30 protein-coding genes, 1 tRNA gene and 1 pseudogene are annotated in these 25,914 nt (G+C 35.5%); 18 read left to right on the top strand and 14 right to left on the bottom strand.

The genetic code is table 11. From position 1 onward, the window contains the following. Nucleotides 1-174: 174 nt before the first annotated feature. The 14 genes and pseudogenes from NXV01_RS11120 to NXV01_RS11055 form a co-directional block, all read right to left on the bottom strand. Nucleotides 175-2,262, bottom strand: coding sequence for a BACON domain-containing protein (locus NXV01_RS11120; RefSeq protein WP_259022442.1), 2,088 nt, complete (start codon nt 2,260-2,262; stop codon nt 175-177). Between the two features lie 6 nt (nt 2,263-2,268). Next, nucleotides 2,269-3,123: a DUF5683 domain-containing protein gene (locus NXV01_RS11115; protein WP_259022441.1), complete on the bottom strand. Its 855-nt coding sequence runs from the start codon at nt 3,121-3,123 to the stop codon at nt 2,269-2,271. Nucleotides 3,124-3,173: 50 nt separating this feature from the next. Then, nucleotides 3,174-3,767, bottom strand: a complete 594-nt coding sequence (locus tag NXV01_RS11110) for a hypothetical protein (RefSeq protein WP_259022440.1) — start codon at nt 3,765-3,767, stop codon at nt 3,174-3,176. A gap of 60 nt (nt 3,768-3,827) precedes the next feature. Continuing rightward, on the bottom strand, nt 3,828-4,235 hold the full coding sequence (locus NXV01_RS11105; RefSeq protein ID WP_259022439.1) for an NINE protein: 408 nt from the start codon (nt 4,233-4,235) through the stop codon (nt 3,828-3,830). A 454-nt stretch (nt 4,236-4,689) separates the two neighbouring features. Further along, nucleotides 4,690-5,331, bottom strand: a complete 642-nt coding sequence (locus NXV01_RS11100; protein WP_259022438.1) for a recombinase family protein — start codon at nt 5,329-5,331, stop codon at nt 4,690-4,692. 501 nt (nt 5,332-5,832) lie between these two features. Beyond that, nucleotides 5,833-6,108 (bottom strand): hypothetical protein, encoded by a 276-nt coding sequence (locus NXV01_RS11095; RefSeq protein ID WP_259022437.1) that lies wholly within the window; start codon nt 6,106-6,108, stop codon nt 5,833-5,835. Nucleotides 6,109-6,204: 96 nt separating this feature from the next. After that, on the bottom strand, nt 6,205-7,230 hold the full coding sequence (locus NXV01_RS11090) for a DUF3871 family protein (RefSeq protein ID WP_259022435.1): 1,026 nt from the start codon (nt 7,228-7,230) through the stop codon (nt 6,205-6,207). A 148-nt stretch (nt 7,231-7,378) separates the two neighbouring features. Beyond that, nucleotides 7,379-7,525: a hypothetical protein gene (locus tag NXV01_RS11085; protein WP_259022433.1), complete on the bottom strand. Its 147-nt coding sequence runs from the start codon at nt 7,523-7,525 to the stop codon at nt 7,379-7,381. Between the two features lie 908 nt (nt 7,526-8,433). Beyond that, nucleotides 8,434-10,968, bottom strand: coding sequence for a hypothetical protein (locus NXV01_RS11080; RefSeq protein WP_259022432.1), 2,535 nt, complete (start codon nt 10,966-10,968; stop codon nt 8,434-8,436). Then, nucleotides 10,955-11,206 carry a hypothetical protein gene (locus tag NXV01_RS11075; RefSeq protein ID WP_259022431.1) on the bottom strand — a complete coding sequence of 84 codons (252 nt, stop codon included), beginning with the start codon at nt 11,204-11,206 and terminating at the stop codon, nt 10,955-10,957. The genes NXV01_RS11080 and NXV01_RS11075 overlap by 14 nt, the downstream gene beginning before the upstream one ends. A 444-nt stretch (nt 11,207-11,650) precedes the next feature. Beyond that, nucleotides 11,651-11,902: pseudogene (locus NXV01_RS11070) on the bottom strand (clindamycin resistance transfer factor BtgB); the annotation flags it as partial. 852 nt (nt 11,903-12,754) lie between these two features. Beyond that, nucleotides 12,755-14,017, bottom strand: a complete 1,263-nt coding sequence (locus NXV01_RS11065; protein WP_259022430.1) for a site-specific integrase — start codon at nt 14,015-14,017, stop codon at nt 12,755-12,757. 228 nt (nt 14,018-14,245) lie between these two features. Continuing rightward, entirely contained in the window at nt 14,246-14,812 is a 567-nt protein-coding gene (locus NXV01_RS11060; RefSeq protein WP_259022429.1) for a hypothetical protein, read from the bottom strand. A 159-nt stretch (nt 14,813-14,971) separates the two neighbouring features. Further along, a complete protein-coding gene (locus tag NXV01_RS11055) occupies nt 14,972-15,505 on the bottom strand; it encodes a hypothetical protein (RefSeq protein WP_259022428.1) in 534 nt (177 codons plus the stop codon). Nucleotides 15,506-15,667: 162 nt separating this feature from the next. Here NXV01_RS11055 and NXV01_RS11050 point away from each other — a divergent pair, with 162 nt between their 5' ends. The 18 genes from NXV01_RS11050 (at nt 15,668) to NXV01_RS10965 (ending at nt 25,849) form a co-directional block, all read left to right on the top strand. Then, the gene (locus tag NXV01_RS11050) at nt 15,668-15,937 is read left to right on the top strand and encodes a hypothetical protein (RefSeq protein ID WP_259022427.1); all 270 of its coding nucleotides are present in this window, start codon (nt 15,668-15,670) and stop codon (nt 15,935-15,937) included. A gap of 603 nt (nt 15,938-16,540) precedes the next feature. Then, nucleotides 16,541-16,620, top strand: a tRNA-OTHER gene (locus NXV01_RS11045). 26 nt (nt 16,621-16,646) lie between these two features. After that, a complete protein-coding gene (locus tag NXV01_RS11040) occupies nt 16,647-16,844 on the top strand; it encodes a hypothetical protein (RefSeq protein WP_122138714.1) in 198 nt (65 codons plus the stop codon). Then, on the top strand, nt 16,844-17,242 hold the full coding sequence (locus tag NXV01_RS11035; protein WP_259022426.1) for a LuxR C-terminal-related transcriptional regulator: 399 nt from the start codon (nt 16,844-16,846) through the stop codon (nt 17,240-17,242). The genes NXV01_RS11040 and NXV01_RS11035 overlap by 1 nt, the downstream gene beginning before the upstream one ends. A gap of 208 nt (nt 17,243-17,450) precedes the next feature. Next, on the top strand, nt 17,451-17,732 hold the full coding sequence (locus tag NXV01_RS11030; RefSeq protein WP_259022425.1) for a DUF3853 family protein: 282 nt from the start codon (nt 17,451-17,453) through the stop codon (nt 17,730-17,732). A gap of 212 nt (nt 17,733-17,944) precedes the next feature. Next, a complete protein-coding gene (locus NXV01_RS11025) occupies nt 17,945-18,229 on the top strand; it encodes a DUF6948 domain-containing protein (protein ID WP_259022424.1) in 285 nt (94 codons plus the stop codon). A 42-nt stretch (nt 18,230-18,271) separates the two neighbouring features. After that, nucleotides 18,272-18,502 (top strand): hypothetical protein, encoded by a 231-nt coding sequence (locus NXV01_RS11020; protein ID WP_259022423.1) that lies wholly within the window; start codon nt 18,272-18,274, stop codon nt 18,500-18,502. Nucleotides 18,503-19,014: 512 nt separating this feature from the next. Beyond that, nucleotides 19,015-19,854: a hypothetical protein gene (locus tag NXV01_RS11015; protein WP_259022422.1), complete on the top strand. Its 840-nt coding sequence runs from the start codon at nt 19,015-19,017 to the stop codon at nt 19,852-19,854. A 17-nt stretch (nt 19,855-19,871) separates the two neighbouring features. Further along, nucleotides 19,872-20,540, top strand: coding sequence for a lambda exonuclease family protein (locus tag NXV01_RS11010; RefSeq protein ID WP_259022421.1), 669 nt, complete (start codon nt 19,872-19,874; stop codon nt 20,538-20,540). Between the two features lie 3 nt (nt 20,541-20,543). Then, on the top strand, nt 20,544-20,918 hold the full coding sequence (locus tag NXV01_RS11005) for a hypothetical protein (RefSeq protein ID WP_149964893.1): 375 nt from the start codon (nt 20,544-20,546) through the stop codon (nt 20,916-20,918). Nucleotides 20,919-20,942: 24 nt separating this feature from the next. After that, a complete protein-coding gene (locus tag NXV01_RS11000; protein WP_259022420.1) occupies nt 20,943-21,458 on the top strand; it encodes an Nmad5 family putative nucleotide modification protein in 516 nt (171 codons plus the stop codon). 39 nt (nt 21,459-21,497) lie between these two features. Further along, the gene (locus NXV01_RS10995) at nt 21,498-21,692 is read left to right on the top strand and encodes a hypothetical protein (protein WP_195580435.1); all 195 of its coding nucleotides are present in this window, start codon (nt 21,498-21,500) and stop codon (nt 21,690-21,692) included. 289 nt (nt 21,693-21,981) lie between these two features. Beyond that, nucleotides 21,982-22,260: a hypothetical protein gene (locus tag NXV01_RS10990; protein WP_259022419.1), complete on the top strand. Its 279-nt coding sequence runs from the start codon at nt 21,982-21,984 to the stop codon at nt 22,258-22,260. Beyond that, complete coding sequence (locus NXV01_RS10985; protein WP_259022417.1) at nt 22,257-22,664, top strand: VRR-NUC domain-containing protein; 408 nt, start codon at nt 22,257-22,259, stop codon at nt 22,662-22,664. The genes NXV01_RS10990 and NXV01_RS10985 overlap by 4 nt, the downstream gene beginning before the upstream one ends. 537 nt (nt 22,665-23,201) lie before the next feature. Next, on the top strand, nt 23,202-23,972 hold the full coding sequence (locus NXV01_RS10980) for a phage antirepressor KilAC domain-containing protein (protein ID WP_259022416.1): 771 nt from the start codon (nt 23,202-23,204) through the stop codon (nt 23,970-23,972). A gap of 68 nt (nt 23,973-24,040) precedes the next feature. Next, nucleotides 24,041-24,958: a hypothetical protein gene (locus tag NXV01_RS10975; protein ID WP_259022415.1), complete on the top strand. Its 918-nt coding sequence runs from the start codon at nt 24,041-24,043 to the stop codon at nt 24,956-24,958. Continuing rightward, complete coding sequence (locus tag NXV01_RS10970; RefSeq protein ID WP_259022413.1) at nt 24,924-25,535, top strand: DUF6633 family protein; 612 nt, start codon at nt 24,924-24,926, stop codon at nt 25,533-25,535. Before NXV01_RS10975 ends, NXV01_RS10970 begins: the two co-directional genes overlap by 35 nt. A 170-nt stretch (nt 25,536-25,705) precedes the next feature. Then, complete coding sequence (locus NXV01_RS10965; RefSeq protein WP_117611133.1) at nt 25,706-25,849, top strand: demethylase; 144 nt, start codon at nt 25,706-25,708, stop codon at nt 25,847-25,849. Nucleotides 25,850-25,914: the final 65 nt, after the last annotated feature.

Raw genomic sequence — 25,914 nt, 5'->3', positions numbered from 1 at the left:
AAGGCTTCGTAGTAGAGTTTTCGGCATTTTTTGAATAGGGAGAAAATAAAAAAACGAGATACCAACTTAATGATATCTCGTTTTACTCCATTTTCAAGAACGACTACTATTTCATGTTCTTAGCTGTATTTTTAATCGAAAGCTACTTCATGTAAACGATTTGGCATATATCATTTAATATCCTTGGTAAACTGTAACCTCTCCCAATATTGTATTTCCTGATTTAAATATTAGATAAGCAGAATGATTAGGTGCAACGAAGTTGTTGCCTCTTATATTAAAAGTTATTTTTCCTGTTCCTGCATCTCCAAATGCTGGAGAAATATTTACCCAAAGCTTACTACATTCAACCGTCCAACTTACTTTTGAATTATATTCAAATTCTAATGTTACATCCTTATAAGAATGAATTTCAATGTAAGTTGGAATATTTGAAATGAATAGATCTTGATATTCAACATACTTTTGCTCTTTATCTAAAGTTTTAAAGCTTAACACTTCTCCATAGCTTGTGCCTTTTGAATTAGTGGCATATGCTTTATAATAATAAGTTGTACCTTCTGCCAGTTCCGTTAGGTTCAATTTTAATTCATCCATACTGTTTTCTAATTTCTTTTTGTCCGTGGTGTTTTCACTTGTTCCATAATAGAAACCACATTCTGTTATATTAGAACTGCCTCTATCTAATACAGTACCATTTAGAGTTGCGGACTTTGTCGTTATGCCTGTAGCCGATTTAGTTTCTACTGTTGGTGCATTTTCACTTAAGGTCTTAAAACTCATTACTTCTCCATAGCTTGTGCCTTTTGAATTAGTGGCATATGCTTTATAATAATAAGTTGTACCTTCCTTAAGATTAGTCAACACCAATTTCAAAGCTGATAAACTATTATCACCTAAAGTTTTTTTAATCCCAGTATTTTCGCTTGTTCCATAATAGAAACCACATTCTGTTATTTTATCGCCTCCATTATCTGTTATAGTACCATTTAAAGTTGCAAAGTCTTTGCTAATGTTAGTTGCAGATTCTGTTTTAACTGTTGGTTCTTTTAAATACGGCATTGTAATAGTCCTCTGCTCACTATATGCAGTACCTTTGTCATTGACAGCATAGGCACGTACATAATATGTTTTACCTGCATCCAATTCACCAATATTACTCGTAAACTCTCTTATCTCTTTTGAATTTCCGAAATTATTCTTATTATCATTTTCAATGGTTGGAGTATCATGTTCAGACCAACAATGTCCATATGACGAAATTTCATGTCCTCCGGTTGATAGAATTGTCCCTTTAATGGAGAAAGAAGTTTCTGTAATATCACTAAATGAGCTACCAATTCCAACTTTAGCCACAGTTCTTTCTATCTGCTTAACAATAACCGGAATCTCTTTTCTTCCATCTTTGGTATTTATAGTCAATTTTTCATTGTAATCATTTGTAGCTAACCCGTCTCTATTTACAAGAACCTTTATCTTATCGGTGTTTGCATCAACAGTTCCTTCATTAGAACTCAATATAATCCAATTAACAGACGGTTGAATAGAATAGGCTATACTTCCTATTTCGGTTTCATTAGAAATAAAAAGTTCTTTACTCGTTTCTATTTCCCCAAAATCAAGAGTCGAAGGTGTAACCTTTAAAACAGCTCCTTTAATAGACATATTTACTTTTATTGTGGCAGTTCCCCCATTTGATGTAATGTTAATACTTCCATTATAATCTCCTTTAGATAATCCTGTTCTATCTACGGAAATTAATACAGAAGCTATATCTTTTGTCGTAGATCCAGTAGTCGGATTGACTTTAATCCATTTTGTACCTGTTGATATTTCCCATTTTAAAGTACTTTTTCCTCCATTACTTATTTCAATAGGAAGTTCTGTCTCAATATCACTAAAATCAAGATTTGTTTTATTGACTAATAATGTAGGCATTTCTTTCGTTAGTTGCATATCAGCATTGCTTCTTTCACCAGCAACAATCGTAACTTCCTTCTTAGCCGATTCATAATCATTTTTAGATACATTTATAGAAAATACTCCAGCAGATAAGTTATCAAAAGAAAAAGAACCGTCATCTCCAGTAGTAATAGATTTACCTGTTGGAGATATTACAACTAAACAACCTTTTAAAAGATTTCCGTTTTCAGAATCTTTAATTGTACCATACAAGCTGCCAGTAGTTGCTTCTTCATTAGCTACACAAGAAACAAGGCACAATATTAAAGGTAACAAATATACAAAGCAGTTTCTTATCATGTCATTTTAAAATTTGAACGCAAATGAAATTCCATAATTAGTTTTTTCATCAATGAATGGAGAGAATGCAATAGAACGCTGATTGTTGTATCGTTTAGCACCTTTGGAGGCTAGTACATCTACAATATTATAAATGTAAATAGCTGATGCGGCAACGATAAAACCGTTTCTCATATTTCCCCATGTGTTACTTTTATTCTGATACGATTGTCTCAACTTGCTATCTTGTTCCTTCTTAGTCTTATTTCGATAGCTCTTATGCAAGTTCTGTGATATAACAATTCCACTGATTGATGCAATTTCTGTTCCTAAAATTGCTATTCCTTTCGCTTTCTGTCGCTTGTGCATTTGTCCCCATCCCGGTACAATAACAGAACGAAGTAATGCGGATGCTCCATACTTAGTTGTATATGTGACTGTTTCAAACCTTACAAATTTTGGATCATTAGCTACCTCATATAATATATAACAGACATAGTTACCATTTAATAATTCCCAATATTCGTCCGCTACCTGAAAAGATATTTTTTGCTGATCGTATTCTATATTATATGAATAGTCTCTTAAAGTCGTTTCATTATATTCTTTGTTAGAATCGCTTGAAAGAATCTGTTCAAGCTCATTGCCTGATACGGTGAATCCTTTTGCTTTCATCAAATCCCCCAATAGAGCCAATGTTGCATTTTGCCTTGCTTCCGATAATGTTTTTCCTTCACCGTACATTTGTTTGAACCAGTAGCTGTGATTAGTTTGTATAGGTAGATCACCTCTCATCCATGGAGGACGTTGGTTTTCTGATTTTTGCTGAGCTTGAATTTGAATATAGAAACATAATCCTAATATTAAAATAAGATATTTCATACTTTTACTGATTTAGATTTTCTACTCCTTCATTTACAAATTTAGAAATCTCATTGGCATACTTTTGAGCTAACTGACTCTCTTCTAAAGCACGTTGCATCGCTTTTTTTTCTCGCTAGTAAAGCCTTATCCTCGTTTACTAAGAATACTATTTGGTATTCATTTATATCACCTTTTTTTCTTTTGATGCTATAACTTTCTTTGAGTACTCCATTCTTTATTTCACTTCCGATTACTCGCTCATAAGCTGCGTAAAACTTATCAAACTCTGCTGTATCATCTTTATCTGACGAATTTAGATTTACATCAGAAACTGTCCTACCTTTTACGTATGATGCAGCGAGGCTGGCATAAGTTGTAATAGCATTATTATAAGCGACTTGACGACATACATTCACAGAACGACAATTGGATGTTGTACCTACAATCTCTTGATTATTTTCGTCTTTCAGTTTTTCATAATGTTCCAGTAGAACAACCTCTATGGTCTTAGAGCTAGAATCTAGCTTCCATCCTTCTTTTTTGTACTCCTTGATTTTAGCTTTATACATTTTAGAACGCTGTTTTTCCAACTGCTTGTTTTGGCAAAAAGCCATACTAGACACTCCCATCAATATGGCAAGAAATAAAAATATTTTTTTCATACTTGAATTTATTATTTGATATATTTATAAAACTTTAGACATAACTTTATGGTCGTACTTTCAAGAATTTAAAATTTTAGTTTTTTGAACATTAAACTCTTCTTCGGTAAGTATTCCAGCATCATACAGTTTCTTTAATTCAAAAAGTTGGTCTGTTTTTGATTTTTGCGGTTCTTTAGGTACTTGATTTGTATAGTTGGGGGCGTAATTAGTTGAGGGCATAGAAGAGGTTCTATGATAACCCTTATTGTATTTCATGTCAAACTCTTCTTGACTTTTACATGCAAGGGAAATACCTTCTATAGTTTCTATAATCCAAAGAATTATAGGAATAGCGAGAGTCCAGCAAAAAAGAACCCAAGGGATTAAATAGCATAATCCTTTTTTAGTATCACCAAGGTAGAAGTGGTGGATTCCTAAACCACCGAGAATAATTGCGAACAACACTGCTGTAGACTTACTTTTCATAGCTATATTCTCCTATACGCCTATAAGTCCCGAATTCAGCCGTTAATTTTGATTAAACGTTAGTATACAAGAAAGGCATGGACTTGTCTGCATTCATTCAAGATCGGGCATCGCCAAACGCCTAGTGAAAAATGAACAAAGAAACAAATACCCATGCCATGATGTTATGTAATCAAGTACAGCATGTGCTATACAAGTACATATACAAAACAGAATGAGCGTTACATTTGTCCCTTATCCCTTCACTTTGAAATTGGCGATTTCGATCTTAGGATAAAAGCAAAAATACGCTTTCTATAAAATCCAACCATTTCTCCGGTTGAACTTTTGCAAAAATACGTTTTTTTGTTCAATGTAACGCTCTTATATGAGTATTTATTTCTTCAAAAGTAAGGCTTTTATTCCTTTCTAGCCGGAGAAAAATAAAAAAAGAGAGCCGAAGCTCCCTTAATTTCTATTTATCGCTCAAAAATTGATTTTTAATTCTCTGAACTGTTGAAATTCCAATACTTTGAAGTTTAGCAACGTTCCTAACTGAATATCCTTTCTTTAATAAAGCAATGGTATCTTTATACTCTTCTTTTTTCTTTTCCTCCGTTTTAGTCGAACCAGTTTTTCTACCTAGCTTACCTCCATTTGAGATATAATTTGCTCTGCCGGAATTTAAGCGATATTGGATATTACTCCGTTCTATGTTTGCCATTTCGGCTAGTACTGTCACCATAATAGAAGCTATTGGATTAACTTCTCCATTTGGCTGCAAAGTATATAATCCTAAGTTTTGTATGTAAACCGATACTTTGGATTCATGTAGCATTTCTAAACTCCGTAATACTTGTAAAGTCGATCTACCAAGTCTACTTAATTCTGATAAAAGTAGAAAATTCACAGATTCACGTTTACAGTATTCTAAACATTCTCCTAGAATCTGCCTTTCCTCAATTTTCTTTGCACCTGAGATATGTTCTTCGTATATATTCACTATTTCTATATCCTGTGACTTAGCATATCTTTTTAAATCCTCAATTTGTCTAAAAGTAGATTGCCTATCATTACTAGATGATACACGTGCATAAATTACAGCTTTTGTTTCCATATAATTCTTTGATTAAATTGATAACACGAAAAGATGTATTCAAAACCGTCCATCAGATTTATTTGAACACATCCTTGATTTGAATACAAAACCACTTCAATTCATGAGAGTGGTGCATATAAAAAAGGAATCCTCTAAGATTTAAAGTTTTGATATACTTTATTTCCTGACAAGATTCCTGTTGCTTTAAAATAGGAATTTTCAGATAATCACTAATACCTTATTATATTAGTAATATCAGGATTCCTTTTCTTTGATATTTATCTTTTTCTGATAAAATACTCTACAGCCGAATGAACTAGAATATAATAATCCCGATTCACCTTACATTGATCCTCCCACGGATTATAGAATTCCAAACATAGCTCCTTATATAATAAAGGTAGTTGTTTCTTGATCCGTCTTACTAGCCAACCATAATTGAGAGGTCGGCTGTTTTTCATTTTCTGTTTCCATTTCTCTATTGTGATTTGAGAACAAGTACATTCAAGATACATATTTTTATATATAAGGTAAGCATTCCGTTGCTATCACTTTCACTAGTTTCTTGGCAACTTCATGAGATGCTTTGTTCCGGGCGTCATAGTGTCGTTCTTCATCTGCCTGAACATAGATAATTTCCCTGATCAATCTAAATAATGATTGTTGTAGAGTAGGGTGATAATACTTGATACCTTCGGCAAAACTTTTATAATCAAAGCACATGTCGTTTAGTGCTTTCTCTAATTCCATCGCTGCTTTAAATTCTCTACTGTTTTCTAATTCAAATCTTTCCATATTTTCCTGTTATTAAGTTGTTTAAAAAATAAAAGAGGATACCACCTTTTCTCAGTGATACCCTCTTCGGATAATACAAATCATATTCTTACACGGTTATTCGATAAACCATGCGTATGCTTCGTCTCTATGATTCAATGCTTCTGTTAGTCCCAATGATACCTCAGTGGCATTAACGCTGCGTCCTAAGAATGAATCGAGATAACTATTTTTGTTTGCGCCTGTGATCAAGTTATAGAACTTCCACATACTTAATTCTCCATTATTTCCGGCAAAATTATCATCATGGATATATTGCTTAGCCACGTTATTAATTTGGCTGTCGGTAATAAGAAGTTTGGGTAGTTCCTTTTGTTGATGTTGGGGCAAATAGTTATACAATCTCATTCTTCCTAAGATTTGGCAAAATTGGTTTTCACTTAGCATAGTATCACCAAGCGATTGCATTAGGTGAATATGTTTTGCTACATTATATTGGCTAAACAAGTCTAAGGTGAATTGATATAAATCCCTTGAACTTGTAGCTCTGATCTCTTCCTTGTACCCGTCCGTTGAAAGACATTGGTTAGTACAGGCAAGATTAAGGAATCCGACAGCTAAACTAAATTTCTGTGCTGTCATTTTCCCACTTAAGTTATCTCTCCCATAGCTTTTACAGCCTGTGATTGATAGGTTCAGTTGATTTCCATTTACGTTCTGGGTAATACTCGGAACTTCTATATTGAAAATCATTCTTTCGTAATACATTGTTTTGTCAGATTCCAGTAGTTGATCTGTTCTTTTATTGATCGCTTCTGGAGTCCGTCCTTTGACTGTATGACTGACTCTTATGTCTGGGGTATAAATAGTTTCCCCATGATAAAAATCTTTAGTAGCCTCATAAACTGATTCTATGAAGCTTTGATGTGATATACATACCTCATTGTCTTTTGAGAACACGGGTATAATACATTCATTCTTGAGATGATCTAATGTCACCTCGGTTGTGTTTGACTCTATGAATGGCGAACGTTTCTGTGGTTGCTCTCTAATGAGAACTGCATCTTCTACGTCCTGTTTCCACTCGTTTGATCTTCCCATCATCATATTCTGAGATGGTGCTATTAATAAATTTGTTTCCATATTTACTTGTTTTTAAATTGTTTCTTACTCTATTTTTGAGACCTTCTTCTTCAAAAGGTTTCTAAATTTTTTTCCATTTTTAAGCGTACATAGTACAACTTCAAAAATTATGATTAGACCAGTTTCGATTTTTTCGAATTTAGTCATATCATTCTTCTGTTTTAAATCCTACGGGATTTGGTTTCTGTTGAGTTCTCCTTTTAATAAAGGATTCTATGAACTCAAACGCTTCTAGTAAATGGGCAAATAGCCCGATAAACTTTACTACTTCAATAATCATTTTTACTTTTTTCATTGTTATTTCTCCTATTCTTTAATTGTTAATAATTCATTGTTTTATTTCATAAATAAGGCTTTCAAATGAATAGAAGTGGGCAGTGAACGGTGAGAAGAAAAAAATAAAGAGAGCCTTTAGCTCCCTATGTCGAAAGAATATAGATACGAGAAAATCCCCACTTCCAGTGATCATAACTTGTATAATCAAAACTGAAAATAGGGATTTAGTCTCTCGGTGCAGTAATGTTTTGTTTTTAGCATTACTCAACCGCTTATATGTTTTTTATTTCTTATCTATTTGTTCTTTCTCATATATTAGGGCTTGGGGTGATTTAAATCGTAGATAAAGTAGAAATGATACTAGCTAGGTTACTCTTTTAAGGATATTCCAAGTATTCGTAAATAAAATAGAAGCATTATTTTCTTTAATTCTAGTTACTCATTTTGATTATTAGTCATACTTATGCCACTATTACATGTTTACGGATTATATTTCTAAATAACAATTAGTTCTGAATATATAATTAGAAAGAGTAATGGTTTAGCAACGTGCTATTTTATTTACTTTTAAATTCTTAGAGTTGCACCATTTCAACAACCTGTTACAAAGATAATGCTTAATCTGATAAGAACAAAAATATTCGTCAAACTAAACATTTACTATTTAGAATATCTTTATCACCAGGATTCTTCTAAGAGAGTTACCATGTTGATATTTTAAATTTAATGTTTCTTATTTCAAGCATATCCCATGAATTATCCAACTAATTTGCCACGTGCTTTTGCGGTAGTTTGCGCATGGAGAATATAAAAAAATAGTCTTTTCTAATGATTTTACAAAATATTAAAAGAAAATTGTGCAATACAAGAGAGGATAAGAAGATTTAAGGATTATGAAACTATAAGTACGACATTCTTCTCCTTAAACTATTCATCTGTCAGAATAATGATCTCATCTGATAATCTCGCTGGTCTAAGAGTAAGTATTTTCCCTGTCTCATAAGTTTGTGTAGATTCTAATATAGCCTCAATCCATAGACCTTTAAGTAAAACAACATAACCCTGATTATTGCTGCCAATAACAATCGATTCATATTCGTTTGTATATTTACACTCTCTACTTCTTTGTAGATTATTATTCAACACCTCCTTTAGACTTAATGTTACTCTATTTTTATCTAAGTCTATTTCCTTTATAGCTAACGGAATTTTATCAATATTATCAAAAATCCCAATACAAGATTTTATAAAACATAGATTACTAATATCTCCCTTAAACAAGAGGGCTTCAAACTTTTTATGTCCAATACTAATAATAAAGGATGCTCCCCAATTATAGGTATTGAGTACTTTTATTGGTTTTAATATTTGTCCAACGTCGAACTTATTTGAAAACAATGCTAATGGATGAGGAATTAATGGCCGAAATGTACCGATTAAGGAATCACCTCGATTGGATAATTCTTTAATTACAACCTTGTTATTTTTCCCAATCTTGCAATTATATTTATCTCCATTCCAAGACTGTTCATTTTTAGGAATGAAAACTTGATACTTGCTTTCAATACTTCCCAAAATACCATATATGGTTTCCTCAATTGCAAAGAACTCAACAACCTTATTTCTATTGGCATCAAGATATTCAAAATAAGGATTATTCTGTCTATCTTTTAATGTCAAATAAATGAGACGCTTTTCCTTGTCTATGTCTTTTACAACGCAATCTACATTATCATTTAACTTTATAGAGTTTTTAATACCTTCAATTTCTGAACTGAACCAAGACAATTCTTTGTAAGCAAGTATTCCTTCTACCCCCTCTTGGAGTTCTCCAATAAATGCATAATTTACTTTCCTACATACTAAGAAGTTTACTTGACTAAATTTTCTAATCATCAATGAATCCCAAGGATCTTTTAACTGCTTTAATCTAAGATATATCGTATTATTTTCGAAATCGTTGTTTTTAACAATAAATTCATGTTCTGTACCTAATTCATATTGCTTATGGAGTAATGAGAATCGGCTATATGTTAAATCTTTCCTAAATGAAATGCCTTCTATTTTTTCATGTCCCACATCAAATTTTACAAAATCATCATCGCAGTATTTTACTTTGGCAGATATAGTTCTTCCTATTTCAAAATTAGCATTAATTAAGTTATTAGGATCACTGCAAGTATCTATTAGAGTGAATTCGACAATTCCAGTGCTACCTATTTCTATGGGAATTAGCTCGATAAGCATTTTTTCCTTGAAATATTTTCTTATATCTGATATTTTTGAAGCACTCAAATTTCTTATCTGGACAAAACCTTCTACTCCATTAACATCAACTTTAAGACCATCTTCCCTTAACTTTGTCACAACTCCCTGCATTTTCTCTTTGCTGTCCAAAGCTAGAGAAATTTCTCTGTATGTAGAAGTCAAGGAGCTTTCAGTATCTATTCTAAGACAATAACAAATAACCTCACGATTATAAGAATCACTGAAACTTCTAGGATTATTTATCAGAATAAAATTTCCAGTAAGTAGAAGTTCTTTAGCTACGCTTTCTAATATCTCAACTTTGTCTTCTCTTGCCAATAAATAAAATGTTTTTATACCTCTTGCTAATCCTAATTTTATACGTCTTAAATATGGGTGTAATCCATGTTGATAATAAGTATCTTTCTTTGCAACAAGTAATACTCCTACTTTTAGAATATTTTCCACAAATTGTAATGGGGTAAGATCATCAGCATCTCTAGTTGTAATTTCATGCAGAAATGATAGAAATTTGTCTGATTCATTTTTGTAATCATCCGAAGGGTTTCTACCTATTAATTTATTTCCAAAAAAATCTAATTCTCGAATTAATATTCTAGTAAATAATCCTGCATCATCAATAACTTCAATCTGGGAACATTTGTCTTGTATTGAATTAAGATCCAGTGCATATTCTTTTATGAATTCGCTAATAACATTTCGTTTATTATTATGAATTCCTAACAATATTTTTTTTGTAATAGAAAAATCCATTGCCTTTACGAAATTTTTACTCATGTAAGGCTTTGAGTGTATAAGAAAAGCTTCTTTTACGTATACAGTTGCTGCATTAATTATGTTTCGGGTTTGATCGTCCGAAAAACGTAGTTTAACAATAGCTTTACCTTCCTTAAGTTTTGCTTGTAGATTATCTTCTTTTACCCATTTAATAGATAATTCTGGAATCTCCAAGTCGGGTAATTCTTTTCCTAACTTTTTTAAAGAATGAGTGCAAGCTCCTTCTAGGCGGTTTTTTATAGAACTTTTTCTAACGCCAACGTATATTCTACCTATATGATATTGAAAAACTCCTACCCATATTTTAATTCTATCAGGGAAAAAGAATGCTATAACTATAGCAATAACTGCTATTATTGGCAGTCCTAAAGATGTTAGAATAGTTCTAATATCATTGTATATTTCAGCCTCTCCCATTTTCTAAATAGTATTTCTGAATACAATCAATATCATCGCAATAAAACCTCAACTTTATGGTGTCATTTTGTATATCAGGCAGAACTATACCGATATTTTCAATTGCAATTACTTTTTTACAGTTTTCACACAAGATCCGCCCATTGACTAGATCCTCATATTTATCTGTTTGCTTTAACAATGCTTCTAAATCCTGATCTAATATAGCATTTATCGTTTGAATTCTTTTCTGTTTCATTGCATTTACTTCTTTGATAGAATACAAATTAACTAAAATAAGATGATAAAGCAAAATTATTACACAAAATATTTGGCATTGTTTTAAATACTGTAGATAATGCTTTTTTCTTGATATATACCTTTCTTTGAAAAATAAGCCTTTTTGATGGTTCTTTTCATTCACGGAGCAAGAACCGATCTTCTTCTCAAATGTACTCCTTTTGGTATTGCTGCATTCCATTCCTATATGCTTGAATTCATACTTTAGAGCTATCATAGTCAAGAACCAGAGAAATTGCATACTGTATTCTATCCGTTTTTTACTAAAACTCAATCGGATGAATATGAAGTAACTAGAGAAAACGTTTTTATCCTTTCAGTTTTAAATAAATAGACAATTTATGATATTCGAAACGAATTATCAGGTAGTGGTCTATATCACTTCTTAGTTCTTCATATTCAATCATCGTCTAATTCCTTTCTTCTTTTTCCTTTTGCGTTTCTGTGCCTGTAATTCCTTTGCCGATGTTGCATTGTAATTATTGCCATCTCCCAATGAGAAGATAGATAATAGAGAATCACCACTACTGTTATTTTGCTGATTGTAAGAATGTCTATTATCTACCTTGTTATCAAGATTGCAAGAAATCTTGTTTACCTTCTCACCAGATTGTTGACCCTCACTTTTTTTTTCCCCAAAAAATTTTTGCTTTTGGCACCAACAGTTCTAAAAAAAAAAAGTTTTTCCCCCCTGGTGGTGGGGGGGGAAGGGTGCTTTTTTGGGGGGGGCCGCCCCCAAAATTTTTAAAAAACCCCCCCCCCCCCTGGGGGGAAAATTTTCCCCCCCCCCCCCCCCCCTTTTTTTCCCCCCCCCTCTTTTTCCTTTTTAGGGGGGGGGGGGGGCCCCCCCCTTTTTTGGGGGGGTCCCCCCCCCCCCCCCCCCCCCAAACCCCCCCCCCCCCCCCCCCCCCCCCGGGGGGGGGGGGAAAAAAAACCCCCCCCCCCCCCCCTTTCCCCCCCCCCCAGGGGTTTTTTTTTTGGGGTTGGGGGTCCCCCCCCCCCCCCCCCCCCCCCCCCCCCCCCCCCCCCCCCCCCCCCCCCCCCCCCTCTTTTTCCCCCCCCCCCCCCCCCCCCCCCCCCCCCCCCCCGGGGGGGGGGGTCCCCCCCCCCCCCCCCCCCTTTTTTTTTTTTTTTTTTTTTTTTTGGGGGGGGGGGGGGGGGGGGGGGGGGGGGGGGGCCCCCCCCCCCCCCCCCCCCCCCCCCCCCCCCAAAAAAAAAGGGGGGGGGGGGTGTTTCACCATTTTTTTTTTTTAAAAAACACCCCCCCCCCCCCCCCCCCGGGGGGGGGGGGGGGGGGGGGGGGGGGAAAAAAAAAAAAAACACCCCCCCCCCCCCCCCCCCCCCCTTTTTTTTTTTTTTGGGGTTGTTTCTAAATCATATGACACAAATTTAAATGCTCATAAATCATATGCATAAGGAATGGCACTTCCTCATTTCAATACACAACCATCATTAAGCAACTACATCGATAGTCCTTGTTTTAGTCCCTGCTTTTTCAACCTAGGGACTATTTATTAAATAGGCTCATTGCCTTTTTTTTAGCTTTGTCGGCTATTTCAATATAAGGTTTCATTGCGTTATAATCGGAGTGTCCCGTCCACTTCATTACAATGTTAGGGGATATTCCGAGCATCAAAGCATTGCATATAAAAGTCCTTCTACCTGCATGTGTTGTAATAAGCTGATATTTAGGTATTGTTTCATCTATTCTCTCACTTCCCTTATAATAGGTAATAGTTACAGGAGAATCCAAGCCGCAAAGACTACAAAGTTCTTTCAAGTAATCGTTCATCTTTTGATTTGATATTGCAGGAAAAACTTTCTCATTACATTTCTCATATTTATTAAGAATCTCCTTTGAATAATCATTGAGTTCTATTTTTAATGGATCGTTTGTCTTAATGGAAGTGATTTCGATGTATTCATCATAAATATTTGTCCATTTCAAATTCTCCATATCTGAATATCGTAAGGAAGTAAAGCAACAGAATAGAAATTTATCCTTTACTCTTTGAAGATAACTTTTGCTTTCAGGAATAGGAGTATTATAAATTTGCATAAGTTCTTCCCAATCTAGGAATATCACTTTCTTAGGAATTGTTTTTAGCTTTGGTTTGAAGGTTATATAGGATAATTCCTGATTGTAGTTATTACGTGTGGCCCATCGAAGAAACCATTTCATTATATTTATATCCTTTTTAATGGTGCTATTCTTCATTGTAGTATTCCCTTCCCCATTGGATAACGAAAGAAGGTAATCAACAAACATTCCAAGTCCTTTTTCTGTAAGGTCTGCAAATTCCAGGTTGGGTGCAAAATTTTGAAGATGCTTTTTTATTGTTCTATGCTTTTTATAAGTCGCTTCCGTCCAACTCTTGTCCTTTCCTTCAGTGATAATAAACTCATTATAGCAATCAAAAAAGTTCTTTTCTTTTTCTACTACTCTTCCCAGCCTAGTATTCATTTCCTTACGAAACTCTTCAGGAGATGGAATAGCATTCTGTTGCTCAAAAAAATAGAATACTTCCTCTGAAATATCCTCAAAACGTTGTATTTCCCTATTTATAACAGAAGAATGTACTTTCTTCTTCCCGTGTGTGGTGTTATTTTTGCATCTCTGAGAATCTGTATTCCACCTGTCAATATCAACACGGTAGCCAATATTAAAGGCTACAATGTTTGTTCCCCATCTTATTCTATAACGGAGTTTGGCATCCGGCTTGTCTTTCTCTTTGTCTAGGAGAAATATACAGTTTCTTTTAATATTCATAATTGGGCTAGTATTTCGTCAATAAATAGTGAATTGTAATGCGGGCACTCTAATACTCCCTTTTGCTTTGCTTCCCGGTAAACTGAAGAGAATAGCTTTGCTTTTTCTTTTTCGGTGGTTGGTGTTTCTGCTATGGGTGTAACAAGGAACCTGCATCCCCAACCTTTGCAGGCAGTAGTGAGAGAACAATGAAGGTCGTTTGTTCTCTCATAGGAGCAAGTATGTATTTTAGAAATCATCGGAAAAAGATTTTTTTTGTGATAATGCAGATTTGATTAAATCGTATTCTGTTGATACAACTTGTCCTATTTTGTCTTTTTTGAACTCTTTGTCTACCGCTCCAGTTGTTGTTTCTAAACGTATTTTCTTTACCCCTTTGCATATTTGATCTATTTGTACGGTAGTAAGAGGAAATGCAGGGAAAATTGTATAATCTGAATATACATATCCGTTAATATTGTGTACATCTCTAACAGTTCCGGCATACTCTATTATTGACGAAAGCTCAATAATGGAATCATCCATGAGCTTAATCAGTAATTTTCCTCCTTTGGGAACTGTTATGGGGGAAAGTGATGTCGTTTTTAAAGATATATTATAATGTTCTCCTCCATCTTGTCTTTGGTTTAGACAAAGTGCAACAGAAAATACAACTTTGTCTTTCATGCTCCTTACATTCTCATGTGAACAAATAATAGTCCTTTCTCCATTTACAGTTTTGTCTGATTCTATCTTTTGTGCAAATGTATTTAAGACGCTTGATAATGCAAATAATAATATAACCATCTTTTTCATAATATCATTTTTTTGTTGATTAATATATTTGATTGTTGTTTATTATGGTTGATTCCTGATAAATTGTTACTTTTTTGTTGTTTTTATAAACTTATTCTGTATTTTCGTTGTTAAGTAATTTTACAAATAAAACATAACCTTAACTTAATACATTACCGCCTATTGTCTATCACCTTTCAAGAAAGATATTAGTTCATTTTTAGACTTAATAGTGTCGTCCTTGGATTGTATCGTAGCGTCTTTTTCTGCGATAATTCTCTCTAGGTCTTGAATACGCTGTTTTAGCCTATCGAGCTCTTCCGAGTTTGATTTATCGCTTGGATCAAGACGGTGTATTTCGACTTCTCCGGTCGGCTTAATAATTTTTTGGGTACCGGATTCGGGCATTGTTACAGAAACTGTGTTGCCTACATTGGTATTATATGAAGATTTGATATCTCCATTTCCTTGTACACCATAATTGTCTCTTCCGGCAGTGTTTTTGTTTTCATTTATCATATTTCCAATTCCTGTTTTAAGCCATGCTATATCTAAGTCAGGGAAATTAATAGATATTTTGTCTAATGTAGACTGTCTGGTGTTATCCCCCATTTTTGATACAGAAGCATTACTTAGCCCTACAATACGCTCAAATTTTTGCGTAGAGATTCCCTTGTAGTCAATAAAAAGCAATAATCTTTCTTTTAATCCCATATAAGTTAATTAGAGTTAATATCTAAATAAATATTAGACAATCTATTTGATTATTAGATTTAATATCTATCTTTGCAACATCAAACAACATCCAACACCGCAAAGGTGCAAAGTTTGAACGAGAAAAGCAAATTTTTTACATAACTAAAAATAGGTAAGACGATGAACGCATTTACATTTTTGACAGAAAACGGAAAATTCAATAACAGTGATATCATGAAACATGCTCACATTTTGAAAGCGTATCGTCGTATCTCTTTGAGCGAGGCTTTAAAAAAAACTTGGTTTCTTGCAAAAAGACAGCAGAAAGAATATAGAGAGATTGAAGAGGAAAAGAAGTCTTTCAAACCTATGTTTAATGCTAACAATGGAAATGTATTGAAAGCGTTCTTTGGCAATAAATATACTAACTACGATAGTTCTTGGAGGTAATTATGAGTACAGAACAGATAAAAGAGGGATTAACTTTCAATCGAAAGTATATAAGGAAATTGGCAGTAGTAGATGAAGTGACTGCTCAACAATTGACTGCCATCAATAAGTCTAAAAAGGATGTGATAATTTACGTTTTAAGTTTGATAAGTAAACAAGTAGCTCTGTTAGGTTAGAATCTACGGAAGAAGCGAGCGAAACGCTTTCGGAGCACAACGGTAAACCGATGAATCCTAATTCGGGATGGGAGGCTTAACCCTCAAAAATGAAGCCGTGTTCAGGGCACGTTAAAGTAGCCTGCGCAGATAAGCAGTATAGCCGATGCGAAGTATAGCGTAATAGCCAACCAGCGATGATATGAGCGGAAGGAAGCAACGTGAGTAAGTAGTATAGCAAAAAAATCGGTCTAATTAATTATTTAGACTGATTAAATATAGCCCTACTGACAGCTTAAAACTGGCATCCGGTAGTGAGAATCGGGTAGGGCACACTTTATTTTTTATAGTTTTTTATGGTGTACGTGGTGTACAGTCTGCGAAGATAGTGCACCTTTTTGGTATTAGTAGTAAATGACAAGTCCTGCATCTTTTGGTGCAGGCAAACGGGCGGTTGTGTTTCGTGGCTGAAACTGCGGTGAGGTGCACCAATAATACGTGAGGCTGGTTCGACTCCAGCACCGTCCACTAATAATAATCAAATAATTAATCTTATGGCAAAAGAAGGAATTTGGATGCAGTTTTTAAAAGGACTAGCTATTAATGAAGTTGTAGAGTTACCTAATAGCTCGTATGACAGTTTAATGAACGTGACTAGATACAGAGCTAGAAGAAGATATGGTATCGTGGTTGAAAGAATAGGAGACATTGACTATTTAAAAGGCACTTTTAAAATTAAAAGAATTGCATAATGGAACCTTTATCGCAATGTGAGTACCAAGTAGCTCATGAAGTAGCCAAAGGGCAAACCCCTGACGAAATAGCCGATTTGCTTAAAAAGTCAGTTTGGACGATAAAAGCGCAAATACGGGACATTCATAAGAAACTAGGAATTAATAACAATGTCGAGCTCACTTTATATATGCTGTGTGATAGAACAAAAAGAAATTTCGATTTGAAGGAAATACGAAAGCATGGAATTGAAATTTTCTTCTCTGTGTGGTTCTTCATGTTGGCTATAACTCCTAATTTCCAAATGGACATGAGAAGATTAAGAATGCAACGTAAGTTGAGAGTGTCTGCCCGTACAATGGGCGCAAGAAGAAATAATAATAATTTGATGATAACTAGCATAAATTATGCTGCATAATAAACATTACTATGAAAAGGTTGATAATAAACATTATACTGATTAATATCTTGGCTTTACCTTGTATCCTTACTTTTAATGACATTAATCAAGATACAGGGGAATGGAATTATACTATTAACCTGGCCGGTATTATATATTCAGTTTGGTTTTATAATTGCATTTTAAAACCGATATTTAAACCATATCTCAGAAAGGAGGAATAGCAATGATTGGAGCAGAAAGAATCCCAGATGACACTCCCCTATATAAATTAACTGTTGGGGAATTTAAAAACCTTTGTAGTAGTTTGCTCCCTAAATCCAAGGAAGCAGAAGATGATGAAATTGTATATGGGCTTGAAGGTATAGCTAAAATTTTTGGAGTTTCTAAAAATCAAGCATACAGAATGAAAAAATCAGGTAAATTAGACGGAGCCATAAAACAAGAAGGCCAAGTTATTCTTACCTATAAGAAAAAAGCTTTAGAATTATTCGGAAATCGCAAATAACCATTCATTTATTAATTAACCAAATCCGCAGTTAAGGAGCTGTGTAGGGTGAGAGACCCTGTTTTGAGTTATAAATGTTCTATATCCTAGTGTCCGTTGGTTCGGTATCTAGGAACTAAATTTTGTCGTTTAAAATGAGATTTTCGGAAGCGTCGGTTCGTGAGGATAGGCGCTTTATTTATTTCGATTAACCACTTTAATAATATATAATCATGAAAAAGAAAGTAATTGTAAGAGGAAATCGTTCCGGTGTATTTTTCGGAGAGTTAGTAGAAAGAAACGGTAGTGAAGTGAAGCTCACAAATTGTCGTAGATTGTGGTATTGGGATGGTGCAGCTAGTATATCTCAATTAGCAGTTAACGGTACTACTAATCCATCTGAATGTAAATTCACAGTTATGGTTCCGGAAATAGAAATTCTGGATGCTATTGAGATTATTCCGTGTTCAAACGAATCTGTAAAATCTATTGAAAGTGTACCGGTATGGGCAAGGTGATGGAAGATAGAATAAAACAGTTTCTAAGTATTAGCTCTGGCGATGGCTATGGCTCTGGCGATGGCTATGGCTATGGCTCTGGCTATGGCTCTGGCTATGGCTCTGGCTATGGCTCTGGCTCTGGCTCTGGCTCTGGCGATGGCGATGGCTATGGCGATGGCTATGGCTATGGCTATGGCTCTGGCTATGGCTATGGCTCTGGCTCTGGCTCTGGCTCTGGCGATGGCGATGGCTCTGGCTCTGGCGATGGCGATGGCTATGGCTATGGCGTAAAATCCATAAATGGGCATTCTATTTATGTAGTAGATAATATACCTACTATTATCGCCAATGTAAAGGGTAATATCGCAAAAGGTTTTATCCTTCAGTCTGACTTATCTCTTACTCCTTGTTTTATAGTAAAAGAGAATAATCAATTTTCTCATGGTAATACTCTGCATGAGGCATTTGAATCTTTGCAAGAAAAGCTTTATGATGATAGTACAGAAGAGGAAAGGATAGATAAGTTTAAAGAACATTTTTCTGACTTTTCTAAAAAGTATTCTGCTAAGGAATTGTTTATATGGCATCATGTACTTACTGGGAGTTGCAAGGCTGGAAGAGAAGCTTTTTGTAAGGACAAAGGTATAGATGTATACAATGATAGGTTTACCGTCTATGAGTTTATAGAACTGACTAAAAGTTCGTATGGCGGTAATATTATCCGCAGACTATCTTAATTTAGTCCCGGTTTGCCTTGATCGGCACTCCGGGAGCAATTTAAACCACTTTAAATAATATAAGATATGAATTTAGAAAACTATGAAGTGCTTCCCGTTGAAACGCAAGACGTACAAATCGTACAAGTTGATGCCGTAGAAAGAGCAAATGTTGATTCACAAGTAGCAACAGCCAAACGTTATCCACGAGATATAAGACGCAGTATAGACAACTCGGTTGTAATGGCTACTATGAATCAAGAAACAGCCCAATCATGTAGCTACGCCCTTCCCCGTGGCGGGAAACCGATCACCGGTCCGTCCGTTCATCTAGCTAAAATAATTGTCTCTAATTGGGGTAATATGCGTACAGAAGCAAAAGTTGTGCAAATAACAGACAAGCAAGTCATCAGCCGTGGGACATGCTGGGATCTGGAAACTAATGTTGCTTCTGCATTTGAAGTTAGACGTAGTATCATTGGTAAAAACGGACAGCGATTCTCTGACGACATGATTACAGTTACAGGTAACGCTGCAAACTCAATCGCTTATCGTAATGCCGTATTTGCTGTTATTCCTAAAGCTATAACAGATAGAGTGTATTGCGCAGCACAAAAATTTATAACTGGCGACTTGTCTGACTCCGACAAACTTTTGAAAGTAAGAACAGGGGTACTGAACAATTTCAAAAATAACTATGGCATAACCGAAGAAGAAGTTGTAAAGATGTGCGGAAAGCAAACGGTAAACCAAATCGGTGCTGACGAAATTTCAATGCTAATGGGAACGATCCAGGCATTGAAAGACGGAGATACTACGGTAGATGAATTAATGAAGCCGATACGTGAAAGCAAAGAAGCCATAAATAATAAGATAGCTGATATTGCGGCTGAAGCTGCCGGAGTAGATAAAACTAAAAAAGAATAATTTAAAATATCACCATAATGGAAGCTCAACATTCTTTAGAATGGTACCGCAAGCGATTGGGAAAGGTCACCGGCTCCCGTGTCGGTGACTTGATGAAATCCGGAAGGAAGAAAGAAGATTTGTTCGGAGATACCGCAAAATCTTATATCTACCAACTGGCAGCCGAGAGAAGCATGAATCCATATATTGTTAATGATGATAATCTGTTTGAAAAATACCTATTTCAGGTAGGAGTTTCATCAAAGGCTATCGAGTGGGGTAATGAACAGGAAGCTGACGCTCGCAAATTGTATAACAGAATGAAGGGGAATAATATGATTGAAACAGGTCTTTGCCTGCATCCCAATATTCCTTTCTTTGGTTCTTCTCCTGATGGCTTCTGTTGTAACGATGACGGAGAGAAAGGAACGCTTGAGATCAAATGCCCTAGCCAAAATACTTTCATGAAATATAAAGAAGAAGTGAAAGATAATGTCGGATTGCTTCTTGCTAAACCTGAATATTTCTACCAGTGCCAATCTCACATGATGGTGACCGGTGCCGAATGGTGTGACTTTGTAGTTTATTGTCCTTTTCAAAGAAGCCCTATTCATATAGTTAGAATCTTCCCGGATTACATTAATTTCAAGCTCATAGAGAAGCGGATTCTGATGGCTAATGAAATGATTGAAAAAATGATAGCGTAGCGTATGGAAAAAGAAATTAGTGAAATAAACGACTATCTGAACATTACCTGTTCAAATAATCCGGTAGAGATACAGGAAAGGATATCAGTTATAATGGTGTATCTGAATCGATCCGGTGAGATGCTTGCGGATGCGAAGAAACTGCTCCGGAAGAAGAAATCTACAGAGATAAGCAATACCATCATCGCAATAGCTAAAGAGCAATGCTTGTCGGCAAAGGTGCAAAATGCTTTGCTTGACAGCATAGCGGAAGATGAATCATATTTGGTGGATCGGCTTGACCGGCTTAATGCTGCTTGCACACATCAATTAGACGCCTTACGCACTTTGTTGAGCTACGAGAAGGAGGCTATGAGATTAAATAAAACGGGATATTGAACGCAATAAAGAATTTATATAACTATGAATATAACAAGAACTATCTCTGCAAAAGTTGCAGAGAAAATGGTAGCACCTATTGGCGCAAAGATTCTTTCGCTTACGGAGGAAAGAACAGATTTGGCAAACAAAGCCATTTCAGACACTTTACCGAAAGATTTGAAAGAATGCTTTGATAAGTACAAAAGTACGTTTCAGAAAGCATCTTGTGCAACTTTATATAATGGAAAATATGAAGTAAAAGTAGACGGACTTTCTTATTTCCCAGCTTCAACTACTTGGTATCCTCATGTAGAAGTTGGTAGCCAAATCATTGAACGTATCGACAAATTGAGATTAAAAATAGATAAGTTGACTGAAGAAAAAGAAAAAACGTATGATTCGATCGTTTCAACACTTCTTTCTTTACGAACTTTCAAAAGAGCAAAAGAACAATTTTCTGATGCTTATGAGTATTTGAAAGAATACGAAGAACCAGGCAAAACAGCGATATCTTTACCTATTGAAGATATTCTCTCAACAATCAAAAAATACAAATAATTCCATATATCAGCTATTTGGAAGTTTTGAAATAAAACAATGCGAAAAACTAAAGTAATCCATGTCTACCTGATCTTCGAAAAGCGGAACTATTACTTCAGTTCGGTAACGGGTATCTTCCGGCATTTATCTGAAGACCAGATCGGCATTAAACAAAGCACATTATCTCACAATACGGAGAACACTATCGTAACCGGTAGAGCTATAATCCGGAAGAGTGAGCTGTTGAGATAGCTTTGTTAACCTTTTTACCCCAGCCTGCTTGTCTGTGAAGATTGGCGGGCAAACACGGAGAAGTGGCGGAATTGGAAGACGCACGGAACGTATGCCGGGACTCTCGCTTATTGGCAGTAAAGCCCATCCTCGTTCGAATCGGGGCTTCTCCACATGAAAATAACAATAACCAAACAAGAATACCAGACGATAGTCCGGTGCTTGAAAACGTCAGAAATCCTCATTAGAGGGTACAATTTGAGAGATGAAGATATGATTCGTAAAACTAGAAAGAAAATTCAAAGAAATTATGAGAACCGTAGAAATAACGACAGAGGTTGAAATAGACCTCGACGATTACATTGATGAAGTTCTTGAAGAGTGTGACGATAATGAGCTAATTAAAGAAGTTGAGCATAGAGGACATAGAGTTTATAGAAAAGAACAGCGTATAATTCCTCTTCCAAATAATTATATAGAGTTTAAATCTCCGGAAGATTTAAGAAGATTCCTGTGTGATATAGCAGGTGTAGGATATTATACGAGTAACGAAACGCTTCTCAATGAGATAAAATCAAAATTGTCATGACATTCGAAGAAATGAAAGCGAAGTACTGCGGTAAGAATATCCGCAAGAAGCCAAAACATGAAGAGGATGATTTGCAAAGAGCTTGTGTTTGCTGGTTCGATTTGCAATATCCTCAATATAGGCTAAGGTTGCATCATTCTCCTAATGGCGGTAAACGGAATGCTATCGAAGCTGCAAAGTTTAAACAGATGGGAGTACGTGCCGGTTTCCCTGACCTACTTATGTTGATCCCTAACAAGTATTATCCTTTTATGGGAATTGAATTAAAGACTAGGACAGGAAGACAAAGCGATCACCAAAAAGCCTATCAAAAGGAATTTGATAGTATAGGAGCGAAGTATGTTGTCTGCCGGTCTTTGGAGGAGTTTATAGAGATTGTGAATGGTTACTTAGCAGAAAAATAAGATTTTCATTTGGTATTTTGAAATTTGAGTGTATCTTTGCGGTGAACACGCCAAGTTCATGTATTAGACATAATTTGTAGTAGCTATTTTTGTGGCTATGCGTTGCGTTTATATTGCAAAGATATAGGGGCTATCACTCACATGGGTTACTACAATTATGTAATAACTTGGACTTGGCGGTTCGTGAGGCGATAGCCTTTCTTATTTTTAATAACTCAAATTTCATAACATGCCAAGTCCAATGAAATTAGAGAAGAAGCGAAGTGCAGTAACTTCTACATCTACGCCTAGCAGTGCGAAAACTGTATCTTATGAAAAGTTCCTAATCGAAAAGAATTGCAAGAATGAAGCTTATGCCTTCATACTTTCGCAAGGACTATTCCAGCAATTCCAAGATTACCATTTTAGCCACCATTCGGACGATCCGCACAAGGATTGTCTAAAGTTCTTGTTATCGAATATTTAAATTCTAATTAAATGGCGGAATGAGACAATTCCGCCTATATCCCTATTGTCTAAAATTTAAATCAATATATTATGAATGAAATTAAAATCTTTCAGAATGAGCAATTCGGAGAGGTAAGAATTGCAATGAATGAGAATGAAGAACCTTTGTTTTGCTTGTCTGATGTGGCAAAAGCACTTGGATATAGCAGACCTGCCGATGCTGTAAATCAACACTGTAAAGGGGTCGTTATTTTGCCGACCCCCACAAATGGCGGTGTGCAAGACATAAAGTACGGCAAAGAGAGTGAAGTTTATCGTTTGACTATGAAATCTAAATTACCGGATGCCGAAAAGTTTCAAGATTGGGTTTGCGATGAAGTTTTGCCCTCAATCCGCAAGCATGGCGGTTATATTACAGCCCATCAGAATGATACTCCTGAAGAAATTATGGCACGTGCGCTGATTGTAGCACAAGAGACACTGAAACGAAAAGAGCAGCGCCTTATAGAAGCGGAAAGTAAAATTCAACAAGATGCTCCTAAAGTTCTTTTTGCCGATGCGGTCTCGACTTCCCAACGTTCTTGTTTGATAGCTGAATTAGCGAAGATACTACAACAGAACGGTGTGAATATCGGTCAAAATCGTTTGTTCTCATGGATGCGTGATAATGGCTATCTCTGCCAGAAAGGTGACTACTACAATCAACCGACACAGAAATCCATGAAATTAGGGCTTTTTGAATTGAAGAAAACATCAATTACTAAGCCGGATGGTTCGGTGTTGGTTACCACCACAACGAAGGTTACGGGAAAAGGACAAATCTATTTTGTGAATAGGTTTTTAGGAAAAGATGTCGCATAAACCAACGGGGCTACTTATCGGTAGCCCTAAATAACTTTTAATTATGGATAAACATTTATATAACAAGCATGGCACGGAATAGAATGATTAAGCCAAAGTTTTGGGATGATACCAAAATAGGCCGCCTTACAAGGGATGCAAGACTTCTCTATATAGGCCTATGGAATTTCTCTGATGATATAGGAATCGTGATAGGTGATTCTGTTTGGCTAAAGTCTAAAATATTTCCGTATGACCAAATCCAAATTCAACAGTTTGAAAAATGGATGAACGAGCTTGTGATAAACGGATTTATATGTCTGCTTTCCTATAAGGGGGAAAGATTCATATATCTGCCAAATTTCACTCGGCATCAAGTAATCAACAAACCAAATTATGAGGATTTGAACATACCTAAATGCTTAATAGACAGAGTTAAAGAGAATATTCACTTATTAATCACGGAACAATCACGTAATACTACCGTATCATTCACGGAACAATACGTTACTAAAATAGAAGTAGAAAGAGAAGAAGAATATCCCCCTTATAATTCCCCCCAAGGGGAAGTCCCACCACAGGGAAGCAATGAGAGTGATAAGATAAATTACAATGCTCTTATGGATACGTTTAACAAAATGTTTAGTGGGAAGCTCCCAGAGGTTACTACAATGACTGATAAGCGCAAGAAGGCTATAAGGGCAAGGGCAACCGAGCATGGGAAAGAGGCTATCATGACTGTTTTCAATAATGTTTCTCAATCGGCATTTCTTTTGGGGCATAACAACCAAAACTGGAGATGTGACTTTGATTGGATATTCAGACCGACAAATTTCATTAAAATTTTAGAAGGTAACTACAATGGAACAAGGATTAGTAAAAATCAACAAGATAGCGAGCAGCGAAAACGTGATTCAGTTCTTGCAGTCGCTACAACCGTCCGAGAAGCTGCCGCAAAAAAGAGAAAGGAGCTTGAAGCAGAGGGCATTATTGGACAAATACCCTGATCCGGCACAGTTCATTCTTGATTATAACCCGGATTTGCAGTTTAAAATTGTCAGATGTAATGCTACACACGCAGATTTAGCTTTAAATCTTGAAATACCAAGTTTGGGGCTTTTGGCTTCTACTTATGGGGATGAAACACCTTTAGAGTGGCTTAAAATTCAATTTGGAACGTTGAATGATTTTGCAGAGGTATCTACAAAGATAGCCAAGGCTCAACTTGAGGAATTGGCTGCAATATTTCTTTCGGAGTATTATTATATCAATGCCGCTGAAATATGTTTTTTCATAGCCCGTTTTAAATCTGGCAAATATGGGAGGTTTTACGGGGCTATTGATCCTATGAAGATAACAAGTGCTATGCTTGAATATATATCGGAAAGGAGAAAAGGAATTGATCGGCATGAACGTGAACAATATCGTTTGCAGCGTCAAAAAGAAGTTGAAGAACGTGAAAACAATAGTATATCTTATGTCGAATACCTTGAACAAGAGAAAAAACTTGTGGAAAGCGGAGATAAGGATGCTATTGAAAGAGCTTCTATCCGTGTTGGAAATCCTTATATTGCTAAAATATAATCAAACAATGAGAATACTCCTAAACCTCCTCCTTCTCCTAGGAGTGAACATCTTATTTTACCTGTTAGTCTACCGGTTGGCGGACTACTTGATAAATACAATTAATTAACCCTTGCAAGTTCTTGAAGGATTATCAAGGATTTGCGTAAAACAAATCAGAAAGGAACATTATGGAAAATGAAGAATATCTCTGTATTAATTGTGCTAAAAAGATAGAATGTTATGGACCTGACATCAAATTAGAAGAACCTGATTTATGTATTCCTATAAGCTGTATAGATTATCAAGATATAGAAGAAAAATTTAATTCATAACAATATAGAAATGAGCCAATACAGCGAATATCATTACTCCTTTACCTCTACAGTCACCCATCTGG

The organism is Bacteroides sp. BFG-606 (assembly GCF_024788145.1).
Lineage (GTDB): Bacteria > Bacteroidota > Bacteroidia > Bacteroidales > Bacteroidaceae > Bacteroides > Bacteroides vicugnae.
This window is presented reverse-complemented; position numbering and strand designations above follow the sequence as displayed.